The following is a 17,335-nucleotide window of genomic DNA, read 5'->3' as shown; positions in this document are numbered from 1 at the left end:
GAATCAGGCGTAGCATGCATGCTGGACTCCTCTCGTGTCAGGTCAACTGAATGCAGCACACTCAGTTTGGCACTTCGATGCCGATATACCGGCGGGAGGAGTCCATTCGATCATTCAAGCCGACGCCGCTTCGCGGCGCGGCTTAACTCAGGCGTTGAGCGCGCATGAAGGCATTCGTCGTCGACAAGTATGGGAAGAGCGGCGTCCGCGCCGCCAAAGTGCCAGACCCCACCATTGGACCTCGAGACGTCCTGGTGCAGATTTGTGCTGCCAGCATCAATCCACTGGACATAAGGGTCCGCAATGGAGAGCTCAAGCAGCTCTTAAAGTACAAAACCCCATTCGTGCTTGGGCACGACCTTGCAGGCGTCGTGACGGGCGTTGGCTCTGAAGTCCGTAACTGCAAGATCGGAGATGAGGTCTACGCGCGTCCTCGCGACATGCGCATCGGCACTTTCGCGGAGTACATCGCAGTTGATCACGCGGACCTGGCCTTAAAACCAGCTTCACTCACAATGGAGGAGGCAGCCGCACTTCCACTGGTATCGCTTGCTGCATGGCAGTCACTGGCTGAGCTAGCGCAAGTCAAGCCGGGCCAGAAGGTACTCATCCACGCTGGCGCAGGCGGACTAGGCTCTACTGCTATCCAGCTCGGAAAACATCTAGGCGCGTACGTTGCAACAACTGCCAACGGAAAAGATGCGCAGAAACTGCGTGATCTTGGTGCGGACGAGATCATTGACTATACAACCGCGAATTTCGCTATGCAGCTTTCTGGCTACGACGTGGTGATTGACTCACTTGGCGGAGACAACCTTTCAAGATCACTGACTGTGTTGAAACCTGGTGGTCTGGCAATAAGCGTTGTTGGCCCTCCGGATACTGCGTTCGCTTCTCAGCTTGGTCAGCCATTATTGAAGCCTGTTATGTGGATATTGAGCCGGAACGTACGAGCACAAGCCAAAAAATTGGGCGTCCGTTATTCGTTCTTCTGCATGCGCGCCAATGGCGAGCAACTGAAAGCGCTGTCTTCCCTTTATGACGCAGGAGTATTGCGGCCGGTAGTCGACCGCGCCTTTGAGTTCAACGATACGCTTGAAGCGATCGCCTATGTGGAAAAGGGCCGCGCCAAGGGCAAGGTCGTTACTGTCATGCCGTCAATAGGTACGCTCTAACAATTCAAGCCGATTCCGCTTCGCGGTCGCGGCGTCAAACCGGCTCTCCTCGGATGGGTCGGCTCAACTCAGGTGTTGGACCGCACGGGATCTTTGATGGATGCTTCAAGAAAACTGGCTAGATTGCTCGGACCTTCCATTGCAGTAGTCGTAGCTGCGGAACTGCCGTTTATTCAACCGGCGCTTTACGACCAGCAAACTCCTTCTGGAGTTTACAGCTCAGGCATGCTTATGTTCATCGCTGGCCTTGCCATCGTACTTTCGCACAATCGCTGGACCCGTGATTGGCGCGTTCTGAATACCTTAGTTGGTTGGGGTATGCTCACGCTAGGCCTGGTGCGACTCTTCACCGCCACAAGATATATCGCTGCCGCAAAAGAGCCCTCTTCCTGGTTTTTTGTCTCGTTGGAACTCTGCCTGATACTTGTTGGACTTATCTTGAGCTACTTTGGCTACCACCGGGCACGCTAATACCACTTTCGTGCGCGGTCTAACAGGCTGAACCGCCCCGAAGATATCGGAGGCTCCAGCTGCTGGGCCCGCGGGGGCAAGGGAGATATGTCGTGAGTGATTCAATTGCTTGGCGTATTGTTCGCTATTTGTTCGCCGCGTACTACCTGCTCGTTGGCGTCTATCTCGCGTTGTCGCTCGCGGGTGTGGTTCCGGCGCCGCATCCAAAAGTAGCCGATGCATCTGCAGCGTTTCAGGCCGCTCTCGGCAAAACGGGATTCATGTTCCCCTTGCTCGCCTTCACCTATGTTGCATCGGCGTGCGCGCTGTTTTTCCATCGCACCGCGCCACTTGGCCTGGTGCTCCTTGCTCCGGTTGCAGTCGTCATTTTCTTCACCGACACGCTGCTTGACACTGCTTGGCTTTTCGGCACGCTCAACGCAGCAGTCTTGGCGGCGCTCGCCTGGCACTTTCGGTACGCGTATCGTCCGCTTTTTTCCTATTCGGTTGGGCCGCAAGGAGCACCGCAGGCCTGACAACGCGATCCGGCCGACGCGCTGCGCGCGCCGCTGAGTTCGTGCGTTGGGCATCGCAACGATTGCCCGCCGGGTTGTCGGTACGTTAAAACGCCGCCAACTCATGACCCGTTGGAGATGAATGACATGAGCCCATCCATGCCGCGCGTCCACCACATGACCTGCGCCTGCATCCAGCGGCTCCGTATCCACGGCAAGCATTTGTGTTGCCACGTGCTGCTTGTCGAAACCCCGCGCAGCGGTCTCGTTCTGGTCGACACGGGTTTGGGGACACAGGATTATGCCGACTTGACCTCGCGCCTGACACGCTCGTTCGTGTACGGCTACGCGCGGCCGAAACGGGACCCGGCACTGGCTGCGGTCAATCAGATTCGCGCGCTAGGGTTTAGCCCGGACGATGTGCGCCACATCGTGATGACGCACATGGATCTTGACCATGTCGGTGGCTTGTCGGATTTCCCGAAAGCCAAAGTACACCTGCATGCGGCGGAATTGAAGCAATGCACCGAGCGGCGAACGTTTCGCGACAAGCATCGCTACCTGCCCGCCATGTGGGCCCACGGGCTGGACACGGAGACGTACGCCGGGAATGGTGAAGCATGGTTCGGGTTCGAGGCGGTGCGCGAGCTGCGTGGCCTGCCGCCTGAAATCTTGATGATTCCGTTGTTCGGCCACACGCTGGGCCATTGCGGGGTTGCCATTCAATCCCGGGACGGCTGGCTGCTGCATGCCGGCGATGCGTATTTTGATCCGCGCGAAGTCAAGGGCGAGGAACGTCGCTGCGCCTGGCAGGTCGGCCTGTTTCAGGCGTTGGTTCAAACAGATCGCTCGCTGCGGCTGCACAATCAAGATCGGTTGCGCAGATTGACCGCGGATCACCCCGAGATCGAGGTGTTCTGCGCCCATAACCCTTGGGAGTTTGAAGAGTGCCAGGGGCGTGGCGTAACGCGGCGCACGGCGGCAAGTACAGGGGCAGCAGCAGCGTTGATGATGCCCGACAACTCAATCCAGCAGACGCGCTGGGCCACTCTCGGCTGAGCCGTGGTCCGGAAAAACCCGGCGGGTCGGCATGATCGGCAGTGAGATTGAGGGCGACATGGTCGACCGCGAGCAACTGCATCGAGATGGCTATGCGCTGCTTCGCCGGGCAATCCCGGCCGAATGGCTGGGTGAACTTCGCGCCTCGTTCGATGCGGGCGTGAAACCGTCGCACCGATGGCCCGTACCGCGCGGAGCCGATTGGCGCCACGCGTTGGTGGACCTCGATTCCAATGTGCAGGCGGTGTGCCGCCTGCCGCAGGTGCTGGCCGTGGTCGGCGAGCTGATCGGCGAACGGTTTTTCCTTTCCCAGGTGGAAGGTCGCGAGCCTTTGCTGGGTGGCGGACTGCAGAAACTGCACCGCGACCTGTCAGCGCATCGGTCTGGCGATACGGTGCACGCCCTGGCGTATTTCGACGACTACGGCCCCGGGAACGGCGCGACCCGAATCGTTCCCCGCAGCCATCGCCCGGCGCAGGGTGATCCGCAATTCGATTTCAACGACGAGTCGCGATCGGTGCAGCTCTCAGGCTCGGCTGGCGACATCCTGGTGTTTGATGCCGATCTGGTGCACGCGGGTAGCCTGAACTCCACGGGCGCACGCCGTCGTTCCATCCTGATCTGCTATTTCGCCGAGCAGCTCCATGCATCGCATCTCGAAACGGCGCAACTCCGCAACATACGGATGAACACCGCCGACCGTTTCGATCCGCTGGAATTTGCCCTCGGCGGGTGACCTCGATGCGATATGGGGTGGGGCAGGCGCGCGCCCGTCTGTTCATCCACGCCGACACCGTTGCGCAGGTCGGCTTGATTCCGGCGTGGTTCGAGACGCGCCATGGTGGTCATGCGGCATGCGTCGCGACGCCATAGGTCATTCCGGCAGCAGATTGCGCGCGATGCAACGCAATTGGTCGCGGTCGAGCAGTTCGAGTTCGCGCCCGTCGACGCGGATCAGTTCGCGGTCGCAGAACCGCCGCAATACGCGGCTGACCGTTTCCGAGGCAAGGCGCAGATGGTTGGCGATGTCGCCGCGCGGCATGACCAGGCGAAATCGCGTCGCCGAGAAGCCGCGCGCCGCGTAGCGTGCGGCGAGATCGAGCAGGAATGCGGCCATGCGCTCCTCGGCCGTGTGGTCGCCGGCCAGCGTGGTCGCCTTGCCTATGTCGGCGCTGAGCAGGCGGAACAGCTTCTGCTGCACGTCGGGGATCTTCGTCGCGAGCGTGGTCAGCGCGGCGAACGAAAAGCGGCAGACGTAGACCGTGTCGAGGGCGACCGCATCGCAGGGATATTTGTCCGGATGGATCGCGTTGAGGCCGACCATTTCGCCGGGCAGGTGGAAGCCGAGCACCTGTTCGCGGCCGGCATCGTCGATGACGCAGGTTTTCACCACGCCGCCGCGCACGGCGAAGATCGCGCCGAAGCGTTCGCCGCGGCGGAAGATGTGCGCGCCGTTGCGATAGGGGCCGACGTGTTCGACGAGCACGTGCAGTTCCTGCAGCGCGCTCTTGTCGACGCCGGCGGGCAGGCAGACCGAGCCGAACGCGCAGGTCGAGCAAAAGCGCAGTTCGTCGCCGTCGTCGGCGATCGGGTCGGTCTCGGCGAGGCGGCCGTGGCGGTCGATCCGGTTCATCGCGTTTCCCTCCGCGCCGAAGGTCGGCGGGTTACAAGGCCCGCGAATAGCGTACCTCGACTGCGTCGGGCTTGCGAAGATGTGCGTCGAAGCACATCGCGATGTTGCGCAGCAGGAAGCGGCCGCGTGCGCTTACTTCGAGGCGTGCGGGTTCGACGGCGATCAGCCCATCGCGCGCGAGTTCGCGCAGGCGCGCGAGTTCGGCGGCGAAATAGACGGCGAAATCGATGCGGTGCCGCGCCTCGAACGCGGCGATGTCGAGTCGGCCGTGGCACATCAGCTGCTGGATCAGGTCGGCGCGCAGGATGTCGTCGTCGTCGAGTTCGATCCCGCGCACGACCGGCAGGCGGCCGGCGTCGAGCGCGGCGTAGTAGCCGGGCAGGTCGCGCGCATTCTGGCTGAAGCTCGCGCCGATGTGCGAGATCGAACTCATGCCGAGGCCGATCATGTCGCAGTCGGCGCAGGTCGAATAGCCCTGGAAATTGCGTTGCAGAGTGCCCGCATCCTGCGCGCGCGCAAGGTCGTCGTCCGGTCGCGCGAAGTGATCCATGCCGATGTAGCGGTAGCCGGCCGCGGTCAGCGTCTCGACGGTGAGGCCGAGCAGGTCGAGGCGCGTCGCCGCGCTCGGCAGGTCCGCGGCGTGGATCCGGCGCTGCGCCTTGAAACGTTCGGGCAGATGCGCGTAGGCGTACGTCGCGACGCGGTCCGGCGCGAGTTCGATGACCTGTTCGAGCGTGCGACGGAAATTAGCGAGGGTCTGCTTCGGCAGGCCGTAGATCAGATCGACGCTGGTCGAGCGGAAGCCGCTTGCGCGCGCCGCGTCGAGCACCGCGCGCGTCTGTTCGACCGACTGGATGCGGTTGATCGCGGCCTGCACGGCGGGATCGAAATCCTGCACGCCGATCGAGACGCGATTGAAACCGTGTGCGGCGAGCATGCGCACGTAGTCCGGATCGCACCAGCGCGGGTCGATTTCGACGCCGAATTCGCGTTCCGCCTCGCGGCTGAAGGAGAAATGCCGGGCAAGCGACTCGAGCAGTTCGCCCATCTGCGCGGCATCGAGGAAGTTCGGCGTGCCGCCGCCGAAGTGCAGCTGCACCAGTGCACGGTCGCGGTCGAACAGCGCGGCGACCATTTCGATCTCGCGATACAAGTGATCGAGATAGATGCCGGCCTTGCCGTGGTCGCGCGTGATCACGCGCGTGCAGCCGCAGTAGAAGCAGGGGCTTTCGCAGAACGGCACATGCACGTAGAGCGAGAGGCGGCGCGGGATCGGATCCTGGTTCGAGGCGCGCGCGATGGTGCGAAACGCTTCCTCCTCGAAGCCGTCGTGGAAGTTCGGCGCGGTGGGATACGAGGTGTAGCGTGGCCCGGCAACATCGCAGCGGGCGACCAGCGCGGGATCGAACAGGGGAGCAACGGATGGTGCGGTCGTGGCCATGCCGGGATCATGCCCGGCGGGTCCGGGTGCCGCCCTGATCCAGATCAAGTCACCGACGCGTCAGCGCGAAAGGCAGGCATACGGCAGACACGGTGCCCGCAAGACCATGCCACGCGCGGCGGGCCGGGGTTGTTCGCAGTCGACAGCGGGAAGACGGGCATCATTTCGGCGATGCGTCGTCGCGATCCGGCGCCGGTGCGGGTGGATCTTCGGCCAACGGCATCAGCGCCGGTGTGTCGAGGTCGTCGAACTGGGCGTGGTTGACGCCCCAGAAGAATGCCGAGACGCCAGCGGCGAGCAGGACCAGGCTCAGCGGGATCAGTACAAGGACGATGTTCATGCGGGCAGCACTTCGGCGAATGCGGGTACCGCGTCCGCGGCGCGCGGCGAAGATGCCTGCGGCGGCGCGATGCGCAGCGAATTGAGCACGACGAACAATGAGCTCGCCGACATGCCGATCGCTGCGAGCCATGGCGGTACGAGGCCGAATGCGGCGAGCGGAATGCCGGAGAGGTTGTAGGCGATCGCCCAGTACAGATTTGCGCGCAGCACGCGCAAGGTGGTCAGCGCAAGCGTGCGCGCGGTCGCAATCGTGTCGAGGCGGTCGGATGCGAGGACGAGGTCGGCGCTGGCCTGGGCGAGCTGGGTGCCGCCACCGAGCGCGATCGCGACGTCGGCGCCGGCGAGCACCGGCGCGTCGTTGACGCCATCGCCGACCATCGCGACCGTGTCGCCGCACGCGCGCCAGGCTTCCAGCGCACGCAGTTTGTCGTCCGGCTTCGCGCGCGCGCGGAAGTCGTCGATGCCAAGGCGCTCGGCCACCGCGGCCGCGCGTGCCTGGCTGTCGCCGCTGAGCATGGCTACCTTGCAGCCCTGCGCGCGCAGGACCGCGATTGCGCCGGCGGCCTCGTCGCGCAGGGTTTCGCGCAGGTGCAGGCGCGCGAGCGCCCCGTGCGCGTCGGCGAGCACGACGGCATCGTCATCCGTCGCCGCCGGCGCGGCGCGGCCGAGTGCGAATTCGGTGCGGCCAATACGATAACGCTGGCCGTCGATGCAGCCCGCGATGCCGGCGCCGGCTATCGTCTGCAACATCTCCGCGCGCGGAATCGTCGCACCGGCGGGTGCGGCGGCGCGAATCGCCGTGGCGAGCGGATGTGCGCTGCCGAGTTCGAGTGCGGCGGCGATGCGCAGGCATGCGTCGGCGCCGCGCGCGCCGATGACGTCGATGCCGACCAGTTCGAGGCGGTCGCGCGTCAACGTCCCGGTCTTGTCGAAGACCACGCGGTCGACGCGCGCGAGCTTTTCCAGCACATCGGTCCCGGGCATGAGTACGCCGATGCGCGCCAGCGCCGAGGCCGCGCGCAGATGCGCGACCGGCACCGACAGCGCGAACGCGCATGGGCAGGAGACGACGAGCACGGCCAGCGCCGCGGCGAACGCGCGCGAAGGATCGAAGCAGAGCCAGGCGACGGCGGTCAGCACGGTCAGCGCGAGCACGCCGGCGACGAAGCGCGCGGCGATGCGGTCGCCGAGCAGGGCAGCGCGTGGGCGCCGGGTCTGTGCGCGCTCGATCAGGCGCATGATCGAGGAAAGCACCGTGTCCGCGCCGACGTGGGCGACGCGCATCTCGACCGGTCCCGCGCGCACGACGCTGCCGGCAATCAGGGTTTCACCGCGCCGGCGCGTGCGCGCGGCGGACTCACCGGTGAGCAGGGATTCGTCGACCTCGCAGGCTTCGTCGAGCAGGATGCCGTCGGCCGGTACCGCGACGCCGACGGCGACAACGACGATATCGCCGGCCTCGAGCTCGTGCACTCCGACCGTTTCCGGCGCGCCCGCCGCGCTGCGGCGTTGCGCCAGCGCCGGTTGCAGGCGCGCGAGCGCATCGACGACATCGGCGGCGTGGCGCCGCGCGCGCATTTCCAGATAACGCCCGCCGAGCAGGAGAAACACGAACATGCTGGCTGAATCGAAGTAGACCTCGCCACCGCCGCGCAATGTTTCGTACAGGCTGGCGACATAGATCAGCGTGATCGCGAGCACGATCGTGGTGTCCATGCCGAGCGTGCGCGCGCGCAGTTCGCGTGCAGCACCGGCGAAGAACGGCTGTGCGGCGTAGATCACCACGGGCGTGGTGACGATGAGCCCGATCCAGCGGAAGAAGTCGCGCGTGGCCGGATCGATGCCTTCGAACGCGCCGGCGTACAGCGTCACCGCGAACATCATCGCCTGCATCATGCCGAGGCCGGCGACGATCAGGCGCTTGAGCGCGGTGCGCGATTCGCGCTGGTCGAGCGCGTCCAGCGCCTGCGCGTTGCAGGGATGCGGGGTGTAGCCGAGCCGGGCGATACGGCCGAGCATCTCGCTCAAAGCCATGTTCGCCGGCATCCACTCGATGCGCACGCGCCGCGCGCCCGGGTTGACCTCGACCGCGCGCACACCGGGCAGGTCGCGCAACGCGCGATCGATCAGCCAGGCGCACGCCGCACAACGCAAGCCCTCGACGAGCACGCAGACTTCGGCGCTGCCGTTGCCGGCATGACGAACGTACAGGCGCTGAAGTTGCGCGCGGTCCCATGCGCTGAAATCGACGGCGGCGCCTGCGCGCCCTGCCGGCGTGCTGCGCAACCGGTAGTAGTCGGCGAGGCCAAGCGTGGCGATCCATTGCGCGGCTGCCTGGCAGCCGATGCAGCACACCGCGTGCGCTTCGCCGTTGACGCACGCATCGAGCGCGACGCCGTGGGGAATCGCTTCGCCGCAGTGGAAGCAGGCCGCCGACATGGTGTTTTCGCTCAGGGCGTCGCGTCGTCCGCCGGACGCTGTGCGTGCGAGGGTGGCAACGGGCTCGCGATCGGACGGTGGGCGACGACGAGGTCGTCGCGATGTTCGAACGCGGTGGCGACGAGGGCGAGCGAGCCGACCATCGTGCTGCCGATCAGCACGAGGATCAGCCACACCTCGGGCACGCGGTACCATCGATTCACGTCGTTCGCACGCAAACGGAAATTCGAATCATCCTTGTTCTTGCCCGATTCGGGTCGGTCTTGCATGGTCATGGTTCCTTCGGCGCAAAGAACTGCGCGCTTTGCACGACTGCCATGCGGTCATCGTCGCTGCGCGCCTGGAGTTTGATGGTCTGCTTGCCCTGGATATGCCCGGCGGGCGCGCTCAGGGTCAGCGGCACGCTCGTCACCTGCCCCGCCGGCAAGGTGATGTCGCGCGCGTCGACGATCTGTACGCTCGAATCGTCGGCGACCGCCAGGCGCACGCGCTGCGCGACTTCGGTCTTGTTGACGAGCTTGACCGTGTAGCTGTTTTCGATCGCGCCGTCGCTGCCGCGGCGATACAGCGCATTGCGGTCGCGCAGCACTTCGAGAATCAACGGCGCGCGGTGCACGATGCCCCAGACGAACGTGCCGATCAGCAGCGCGAGCAGGCCGCCGTAGATCAGCGTGCGCCAGCGCAGCACATGCAGCGGTTTGCCGGCGCGGCGGTTCTCGGTCGTGTAGCCGATCAGGCCGCGCGCGTAATCCATCTTGTCCATCACATCGTCGCAGGCATCGATGCAGGCGGCGCAGGCGATGCATTCGATCTGCAGGCCGTTGCGGATGTCGATTCCGGTCGGACAGACCTGGACGCAGGCTTCGCAATCCACGCAATCGCCGAGGCCGAGCGCTTTCGGGTCCGCGCTGCGCTTGCGCGCGCCGCGCGGGTCGCCGCGAGCCGCGTCGTAGGAGATGACCAGCGTGTCCTTGTCGAACATCGCGCTCTGGAAGCGCGCGTAGGGGCACATGTACTTGCACACCTGCTCGCGCAGGAAGCCGGCGTTGCCGTAGGTGGCAAAACCGTAGAACACGATCCAGAACGCCTCCCATCCGCTCAGCGAGAAGTTCGCGGCTTCGCGGGCGAGATCGGTGATCGGGGTGAAGAAGCCGACGAAGGTGAAGCCGGTCCATGCGGCAAAACCGACCCAGAGCAGTTGCTTGGTTCCCTTGCGCCGCAGCTTCTCGGCGTTCCACGGCGCGGCATCGAGCTTGATGCGCTGGTTGCGTCGGCCTTCGCAGGCTCGCTCAATCCACAGGAACACCTCGGTCCATACGGTTTGCGGGCAGGCATAGCCGCACCACAGGCGCCCGGCCAGCGCGGTGAAGAAAAACAGGGAGAGACCGGCGATGATCAGCAGCCAGGCGAGCCAGAAGAAATCCTGCGGCCAGAACGTGAGGCCGAAGACGTAGAACTTGCGTGCCGGCAGGTCGAACAGCACGGCCTGGCGCCCGTCCCAGCGCAGCCACGGAAACACGTAGAACACGCCGAGCAGGACGAACATGGCGAGCGTGCGCAGGCGCGCGAAGCGGCCCTCGATTTCGCGCGGGTATACCTTTGCCTGCGCGGCGTAGAGCGAGTCGTCGACGAGGGCGATCTTCGGCAGCGGCTTCATTCGCGATCGTCCCGCGGACGCCGCAGCAGCAGCGCGGTGAAGCAGCTCGCGCCCAGTGTCGCGGCCCAGAACACGAAGAAGCCCAGCGTGTAGCCGAGTTCGCGCGGCAAGCGCACATGCGGCCAGGCGATGTCGAACAACTCGTTCGGATCGATCAGCGCGAAGAACACCATCGTCGCCACGCCCGCGGCGAAGAACGACGGCCAGGCGATCGCGCCGGCGAGCGCGATGCGTCCATCCGCTTCCTGATCAGGGCGTGGCGCGGCGATACGGTTCACGGTTGTCCGGCCTCGCCCGCGGCAGGTGCGGCAGCCGTTGCGGTCTCCGCGCGCGGTGCCTGCGCGAGCACCCAGGCCGCCGCGAGACGCACGCGGTCCATGCCGAGCACGTTCTCCCACGCCGGCATGCTTCCGCTGCGTCCGTTTCTGATCGACGCCTTGATGTCGTCGAGCGTGCCGCCGTAAAGCCAGATGTTGTCGGTCAGGTTCGGCGCGCCGAGCAGCGGATTGCCCTTGCCTTCGGGTCCGTGGCAGGCGATGCACGTGGCCGTGAAGCGCGCCTTGCCGGCCGCCGCGAGTGCGGCATCGGCATTCTGGCCAGACAGGGTCAGCACGTAGTTCGCGACTTCCTCGATGCCCTGGTCGCCGAGCACCGCGGCCCACGGCGGCATGGTGCCGTGGCGGCCCTTGGCGATCGAGGCCACGACCGTATCCGGCGTGCCGCCGTACAGCCAGTCGCCATCGGTCAGGTTCGGATAGCCTTTCGCGCCGCGCGCGTCGGAGCCGTGGCAGGCCGCGCAGTTGTTGACGAAGACGTTGTGGCCCAGGGTCTGGGCCTGCGGATCGCGCTCGAGCTGTTCGATCGGCTGGTCGCGGAAGCGTGCGAACACCGCTTCGAGCTTGCGTCTGTTTTCGTCGAGGTCGGCGGCGACTTCCTTGTTCGAGGTCCAGCCGAGCGCGCCGACGGTGGAGCCCAGCCCCGGGTAGAACGCGAGGTAGCAGGCGGTGAACACGACCGAGATCAGGAACAGGCCCAGCCACCACAGCGGCAGCGGGTTGTTCAGTTCCTGCAGGTCCTCGTCCCAGATGTGGCCGGTCGTGGCCTGCTCGACCACGCCGCGCTTGCGTCGAGCGGTCGCAAGCAGCAGCCAGACGATGCCGACGACGTTGGCGACGACGAGCGCGATGATGTACCAATTCCAGAAGGCGCTCATGCCTGCGGCTCCGAGTGGTTGCCGGCGCCGCCGTCGGCGAACGGCAGTTGCGCGGCGGCGGCGAAATCGGCGCGACGCCGGCCGCTCCAGGCCCAGACGACGATGCCGAGGAACATCGCGAGCAGCACGGCGGTGAAGATGCCGGTGATCATGGTTGGGTCTCCTTCGGTCCGAACTTGCCGAGTCCCTGCAGGTACGCGATCAACGCGTCCATTTCCGTCTTGCCTTCGACCGCCGCGGCGACGCCGTCGAAGTCGGCCTTGGTGTAGGGATCGCCGAGGCGCGCGAGTCCGCGCATGTGCGCCGTGATGTCGTCCGCGGAAAGCTTGTTGCCGGCCAGCCAGGGGAAGCCCGGCATGTTCGACTCGGGCACGACGTCGCGCGGGTTGGTCAGGTGCACGCGCTGCCAGTCGTCGCTATAGCGGCCGCCGACTCGCGCGAGATCCGGACCGGTGCGCTTGCTGCCCCACTGGAACGGGCGGTCGTAGACCGATTCGCCCGCGACCGAGTAGTGGCCGTAGCGCTGCACTTCGGAGGCGAGCGTGCGGATCATCTGCGAATGGCAGTTGTAGCAGCCCTCGCGCACGTAGACGTCGCGGCCGGCGAGTTCAAGCGGCGGATAGGGCTTGAGGCCCGGAGCCGGATCGATCACCTGCGCCTGGAACATCAGCGGCACGATCTCGACGAGGCCGCCGATCGCGATGACGACCGCGACGAGCACCGCCATCAGGCCGATATTTTTTTCGAGAATTGCGTGATTCATCGGGTGGGCTCCTCAGGCGGCGACGACGGTCGGGATCGGCACGGCCGCCACGGGCTGGCGCGCCATCGCCCAGGTCTTGGCGGTGTTCCAGACCATGATGAACATGCCGCTGAGCACGAGCAGGCCGCCGACGAGTCGGGTGATGTAGAACGGATGGGTCTGCGCCACCGATTCGATGAAGGTGTAGGTCAGCGTGCCGTCGGGATTCGTCGCGCGCCACATCAGGCCCTGCATCACGCCGGCGATCCACATCGAGGCGATATAGACGACGACGCCGATCGTCGCGATCCAGAAATGCAGGTCGATCGCGCGCGTCGAATACATGCCCGACAGGCCGAGCAGGCGCGGGATCATGCAGTAGAGCGAGCCGATGCTGATGAAGGCGACCCAGCCGAGCGCACCGGCGTGCACGTGGCCGATCGTCCAGTCGGTGTAGTGCGAGAGCGAGTTGACCGTCTTGATCGACATCATCGGCCCCTCGAAGGTCGACATGCCGTAGAACGACAGCGACACGATCATGAACTTCAGGATCGGGTCGGTACGCAGTTTGTGCCATGCGCCCGACAGAGTCATCATGCCGTTGATCATGCCGCCCCACGATGGCGCGAGCAGGATCAGCGAGAACACCATGCCGAGCGACTGCGCCCAGTCGGGCAGGGCGGTGTACTGCAGGTGGTGCGGGCCGGCCCACATGTAGACCGAAATCAGCGCCCAGAAATGCACGACCGAGAGGCGGTACGAATAGACCGGGCGCTGCGCCTGCTTCGGCACGTAGTAGTACATCATGCCGAGGAAGCCGGCGGTGAGGAAGAAACCGACCGCGTTGTGCCCGTACCACCATTGCACCATCGCATCGACGGCACCGGAATAGACCGGATACGACTTCCACAGCCCGACCGGGAGTGCGAGATTGTTGACGATGTGCAGCACCGCAACCGTGATGATGAAGGCGCCGTAGAACCAGTTGGCGACATAGATGTGCTTGACCCGACGCTTGACGATCGTGCCGAAGAAGACAATGCCGAACGCAACCCAGACGATCGCGATCAGGATGTCGATCGGCCACTCGGGTTCGGCGTATTCCTTGGACTGGGTGATGCCGAGCGGCAGCGTGATTGCGACGGCGACGATCACCAGTTGCCAGCCCCAGAACACGAAGGCGGCCAGCCTGTCCGAGAACAGTCGCGCCTGGCAGGTGCGCTGCACGACGTAGAAGGCCGTGCCCATCAGCGCGCAGCCGCCGAACGCGAAGATCACGGCGTTGGTGTGCAGCGGCCGTAGCCGGCTGTAGGTAAGCCAGGGAATGTCGAAGTTCAGCGCGGGCCAGGCGAGTTGCGCGGCGATGAACGCCCCGACCGCCATGCCGACGATGCCCCAGAGGATCGTCGCGACGGTGAACTGTCGCACGACCTTGTCGTTGTATGTCCGTACCGTTTCCATGCCCGCTCCGCTGAGTTTCTCGCGGGCGGATTTTGAGTTCAGCGCGAGCCGCCGTTCTTGATCGAAGTCAATTTGGCAGGGTGTCCGCTGGGGATTCCGCGTCGATGCGCCGCGGTCGCGCGGCGTCAGACCGGTCGGCGCGCCCGGCGTGATTCGACGCGGATCGATCGCGCGGCGACAACACCGGGAATTGATCGAGATCAAGCGCCGGTGCGCGCCTTCCATCAAAGTGACGGCGTATCCACGAAGCTAGGAGAAACGCGATGAAAGTGTTGCTCAGCTACGACGGCAGCGAGTGTTCCGACCGTGCCGCGAAGTTCGTGATGACGACGCTGCGCAGGCAGACGCCGGACCTGAGGCTGGACGTGATCCACGTCGACATGCCGATGCTCGATCGCGTCGTCGCCACGTTGGGCGAGGAAACGGTGGCGCGCCTGCATCGCGAAAACGCTGATCTCGTGCTGAAGGATCTGCGCGCGAAACTGAAACGCGCGCAACTGCCGTTCAACGAGGTCGTGGCGACCGGGCCGATCGCGAAGAAGATCGGCGAGTACGCCGAGAAAGGGCGCTACGACATGATCGTCATGGGTTCGCATGGCCGCTCCGCTGCAGGCAACCTGTTCCTCGGCTCGGTGGCGACGCGCGTGCTGGCGGAATGCAAGGTGCCGGTGTTGATCGTGCGCTGAGGCGACGATCGACAAACTGCCGGATCAGGCGCGCAGCGCGAGCGTGAGCACGAGACTCGCGTTGATCGCGGCCAGCCCGAGCGCCACCGGGAGAAAGTACTCCTTGCCGCCCGCGAACGCGGCGACGCCCTTGAACACGTTGTTGGCGGTGAATGCGATGGCGATCGCGCGGGCCGCCGGTGTCGGCTCGAGCGTATTCGCGGCAACGAGTTCGGCCACCGCCAATGTCGCTGCATGCACGTCGGCGAAACCGCTGAATGCGGCGGCGGCGAACACGCCGCCCGTGCCGATCCACGCCTGCAGCGCGGCGGCACCGATCAGGGCCGCCGCGACGATCGCAACGAAGGTCAATGCGTGCGTCGGCACGAATGGCCGCCCGTAATCCGGCGCGCCCGTGTCGTCGTCGCGCGCGTGATTTGCGCGGTGCAGTGCCAGCGCGCTGACGACGACCGCCGTCGCCCCGGCTGCGACCAACGGCCAGGCCAGCGCGTCCAGGCTCGCCGGTGATACCAGCAGCAGGATCAGCGCGAGCTGCACGAGCGTGGCGACGCTCGAGGCGAGGCCCGCGGCGATGCAACTGCGCCGGACTCCGGCGTTCGCGCGGGCGCGCTGGCCCATGCCGGCGATCGTCGCGGTGCTCGATACGAAACCGCCGAGCAGCCCGGCGATCACGAGACCGCGCCGCGCACCGAAGATGCGCAGGCCGACGTAGCCGGCGGCGCCAACGGCCATCACCCAGACCACGAGCAGACCGAGCTTGTACGGATTGAGCACGGCATATGGCCCGACCGCGCGGTCGGGCAGCAGCGGCAGCACGATCAGGCTGGTCGCGGCAAGCAGGAGGATGTCGTCGAGGTCGCGCTTGCTCAGCGCCTGGCGGGAAAATCGGTGCAGGGCGTCCTTGCCTGCGAGCAGCGCCGTCAGCACGACGAACATCGCCGCTGCGAGGCGCGGCTGCGCCGGCGCGAACGCACCGAGCAGGAAGGTCGTCAACAGGGCGAGTTCGGTGGTCAACCCGGGATCGCGTTGCCGCGTCTGCCGGTAGCTCGCCACGGCGAAGGCGCCGACGAGCGCGGTGGCGACAGCGACGACGCCGGGGCCCAGCGTCGCGGCCAGCGCGCCGGTCATCGCTGCGAGCGCCGAGGTACGCAGACCGATCGCCGCTTCGACGCCTTCGCGCGCCGCGCTGCGCTCGCGTTCCAGCCCCACGAGCAGGCCGCCGCCGAGCGCGGCGACGAAACCCGGCAGGCCTGCGCTTTCGAACGCGAACCAGTCAGGCATGCGTCGCACCCGGGCAGCGGTGGCAAGGCGCAGGCGCGCGACAATTCGCGATGGTGTTCCGGTTTTCCGGCATGGCCTGTTCGTGGCGGTCGCTGCGCAGCAGTCTAACCTCGCCGATGCGCGCGCGGTTGACTCAGGTCAAGCGCAGGCGAGCGCAGCGGTCACAGGGCGTCGAGTGGAATCTTCAGATAGCTGATGCCATTGCTCTCGGCCGGTGGCAACCGCCCGGCGCGCATGTTGATCTGCACCGACGGCAGGATCAGTGCCGGCACCTTCAGCGTCGCGTCGCGCGCGGTGCGCAGGCTCACGAAAGCGTCTTCGTCGATGCCGTCGCGCACGTGCACGTTGTCGCGGCGTTCCGCGTCAACCGTGGTTTCGCAGACGAACTCGTCGCGACCGGGCGCCTTGTAGTCGTGGCAGAGGAACACGCGCGTCGCCCCGGGCAGGCCGAAGATGCGCTGGATCGATCGGTACAGCGCACGCGCATCGCCGCCGGGGAAGTCACAGCGTGCGGTGCCGTAGTCGGGCATGAACAGGGTGTCGCCGACGAACGCGGCGTCGCCGATCAGGTGGGTCATGCACGCGGGCGTGTGCCCGGGCGTGTACAGCGCCTGCGCTTCGATGCCGCCGACCGTGTAGCGCTCGCCGTCCTTGAACAGATGCTCGAACTGGCTGCCGTCCCGGGCGAATTCGTCGCCGAGGTTGAACAGCGTGCCGAACGTGTCCTGTACCGTGCACACCCGCTCGCCGATGCCGAGCCGGCCGCCGAGTTGCTCGCGCAGGTAGGGCGCCGCAGACAGATGGTCGGCATGCACGTGCGTGTCGATCACCCATTCGATGCGCAGGCCGGCTTCGCGGACGAAGGCGGCGATTGCGTCCGCAGAATCGTGGCGCGTGCGCCCCGACGCGGGATCGTAGTCGAGCACGCTGTCGATTACGGCGCCGTGGCGCGTGGCCGGATCCCAAGCCACGTAGCTGAAGGTGTAGGTGGCCGGATCGAAGAACGATTTCACTTCGGGGCGGTTCATGGAGTCTCCCTCGTCGAATGCACAGGCACGTCGGCAGCCAGGCGTGCGCCCAGCCACTGGCCCGGGACCATCGCCAGCCCGAACAATAGCGTCGCCGGCGACGTGGATGCCAGCGAGGCGAGCGCGGACCCTGGATAGTGGCGGATCGCTGCCGATACCCGATGGCGAGGGCGCCACCGGGCGGGGGTGCTTGCGGGCGGTACGCGCACGGCG

General features: G+C 65.8%; 19 protein-coding genes. 6 read left to right on the top strand and 13 right to left on the bottom strand.

Going from position 1 to position 17,335, the window contains the following annotated elements; all coding sequences use genetic code 11:
- The first annotated feature begins 164 nt into the window (after window positions 1-164).
- The 5 genes from AC16HO_RS13945 to AC16HO_RS13925 all read left to right on the top strand — a co-directional run bounded on the left by AC16HO_RS13945 (window position 165) and on the right by AC16HO_RS13925 (window position 3,935).
- Window positions 165-1,175, top strand: coding sequence for an NADP-dependent oxidoreductase (locus AC16HO_RS13945; RefSeq protein ID WP_395644133.1), 1,011 nt, complete (start codon window positions 165-167; stop codon window positions 1,173-1,175).
- Window positions 1,176-1,271: 96 nt separating this feature from the next.
- Complete coding sequence (locus tag AC16HO_RS13940) at window positions 1,272-1,646, top strand: hypothetical protein (protein WP_395644134.1); 375 nt, start codon at window positions 1,272-1,274, stop codon at window positions 1,644-1,646.
- A gap of 92 nt (window positions 1,647-1,738) precedes the next feature.
- Window positions 1,739-2,161: a hypothetical protein gene (locus AC16HO_RS13935; protein ID WP_395644135.1), complete on the top strand. Its 423-nt coding sequence runs from the start codon at window positions 1,739-1,741 to the stop codon at window positions 2,159-2,161.
- A 126-nt stretch (window positions 2,162-2,287) separates the two neighbouring features.
- Window positions 2,288-3,199, top strand: coding sequence for an MBL fold metallo-hydrolase (locus tag AC16HO_RS13930; RefSeq protein ID WP_395644136.1), 912 nt, complete (start codon window positions 2,288-2,290; stop codon window positions 3,197-3,199).
- 31 nt (window positions 3,200-3,230) lie between these two features.
- A complete protein-coding gene (locus AC16HO_RS13925; RefSeq protein WP_395644137.1) occupies window positions 3,231-3,935 on the top strand; it encodes a phytanoyl-CoA dioxygenase family protein in 705 nt (234 codons plus the stop codon).
- 138 nt (window positions 3,936-4,073) lie between these two features.
- Here the strand turns inward: AC16HO_RS13925 and AC16HO_RS13920 are convergent, their stop codons facing one another.
- From AC16HO_RS13920 to ccoN, 11 genes are all read right to left on the bottom strand, one after another.
- Entirely contained in the window at window positions 4,074-4,832 is a 759-nt protein-coding gene (locus AC16HO_RS13920) for a helix-turn-helix domain-containing protein (RefSeq protein ID WP_395644139.1), read from the bottom strand.
- A gap of 31 nt (window positions 4,833-4,863) precedes the next feature.
- Window positions 4,864-6,273 (bottom strand): oxygen-independent coproporphyrinogen III oxidase, encoded by a 1,410-nt coding sequence (hemN, locus tag AC16HO_RS13915; protein ID WP_395644140.1) that lies wholly within the window; start codon window positions 6,271-6,273, stop codon window positions 4,864-4,866.
- A 160-nt stretch (window positions 6,274-6,433) separates the two neighbouring features.
- Complete coding sequence (ccoS, locus tag AC16HO_RS13910) at window positions 6,434-6,613, bottom strand: cbb3-type cytochrome oxidase assembly protein CcoS (protein WP_395644141.1); 180 nt, start codon at window positions 6,611-6,613, stop codon at window positions 6,434-6,436.
- The gene (locus tag AC16HO_RS13905; protein ID WP_395644142.1) at window positions 6,610-9,054 is read right to left on the bottom strand and encodes a heavy metal translocating P-type ATPase; all 2,445 of its coding nucleotides are present in this window, start codon (window positions 9,052-9,054) and stop codon (window positions 6,610-6,612) included. Before AC16HO_RS13905 ends, ccoS begins: the two co-directional genes overlap by 4 nt.
- An 11-nt stretch (window positions 9,055-9,065) precedes the next feature.
- On the bottom strand, window positions 9,066-9,323 hold the full coding sequence (locus tag AC16HO_RS13900; RefSeq protein ID WP_395644143.1) for a hypothetical protein: 258 nt from the start codon (window positions 9,321-9,323) through the stop codon (window positions 9,066-9,068).
- A 2-nt stretch (window positions 9,324-9,325) separates the two neighbouring features.
- Window positions 9,326-10,711: a cytochrome c oxidase accessory protein CcoG gene (gene ccoG, locus AC16HO_RS13895; RefSeq protein WP_395644144.1), complete on the bottom strand. Its 1,386-nt coding sequence runs from the start codon at window positions 10,709-10,711 to the stop codon at window positions 9,326-9,328.
- A complete protein-coding gene (locus AC16HO_RS13890; protein ID WP_395644145.1) occupies window positions 10,708-10,989 on the bottom strand; it encodes a hypothetical protein in 282 nt (93 codons plus the stop codon). Before AC16HO_RS13890 ends, ccoG begins: the two co-directional genes overlap by 4 nt.
- Window positions 10,986-11,924, bottom strand: coding sequence for a cytochrome-c oxidase, cbb3-type subunit III (gene ccoP, locus AC16HO_RS13885; RefSeq protein WP_395644146.1), 939 nt, complete (start codon window positions 11,922-11,924; stop codon window positions 10,986-10,988). The genes AC16HO_RS13890 and ccoP overlap by 4 nt, the downstream gene beginning before the upstream one ends.
- A complete protein-coding gene (locus AC16HO_RS13880) occupies window positions 11,921-12,076 on the bottom strand; it encodes a CcoQ/FixQ family Cbb3-type cytochrome c oxidase assembly chaperone (RefSeq protein WP_395644147.1) in 156 nt (51 codons plus the stop codon). Before AC16HO_RS13880 ends, ccoP begins: the two co-directional genes overlap by 4 nt.
- Window positions 12,073-12,687 carry a cytochrome-c oxidase, cbb3-type subunit II gene (gene ccoO, locus AC16HO_RS13875; protein WP_395644148.1) on the bottom strand — a complete coding sequence of 205 codons (615 nt, stop codon included), beginning with the start codon at window positions 12,685-12,687 and terminating at the stop codon, window positions 12,073-12,075. The genes AC16HO_RS13880 and ccoO overlap by 4 nt, the downstream gene beginning before the upstream one ends.
- Window positions 12,688-12,699: 12 nt before the next feature.
- The gene (ccoN, locus tag AC16HO_RS13870; RefSeq protein ID WP_395644149.1) at window positions 12,700-14,127 is read right to left on the bottom strand and encodes a cytochrome-c oxidase, cbb3-type subunit I; all 1,428 of its coding nucleotides are present in this window, start codon (window positions 14,125-14,127) and stop codon (window positions 12,700-12,702) included.
- 263 nt (window positions 14,128-14,390) lie between these two features.
- On the opposite strand from ccoN, the gene AC16HO_RS13865 reads away from it, so the two are divergent.
- Window positions 14,391-14,813: a universal stress protein gene (locus AC16HO_RS13865; RefSeq protein ID WP_395644150.1), complete on the top strand. Its 423-nt coding sequence runs from the start codon at window positions 14,391-14,393 to the stop codon at window positions 14,811-14,813.
- Between the two features lie 24 nt (window positions 14,814-14,837).
- Here the strand turns inward: AC16HO_RS13865 and AC16HO_RS13860 are convergent, their stop codons facing one another.
- Window positions 14,838-16,094, bottom strand: coding sequence for an MgtC/SapB family protein (locus AC16HO_RS13860; protein WP_395644151.1), 1,257 nt, complete (start codon window positions 16,092-16,094; stop codon window positions 14,838-14,840).
- 161 nt (window positions 16,095-16,255) lie between these two features.
- Window positions 16,256-17,122, bottom strand: coding sequence for an MBL fold metallo-hydrolase (locus AC16HO_RS13855; protein ID WP_395644152.1), 867 nt, complete (start codon window positions 17,120-17,122; stop codon window positions 16,256-16,258).
- Between the last annotated feature and the right edge of the window lie 213 nt (window positions 17,123-17,335).

The organism is Rudaea sp. (assembly GCF_057139185.1).
Note: the sequence above shows the minus strand (reverse complement) of the source record. Positions and strands in the feature narration are given on the sequence as shown.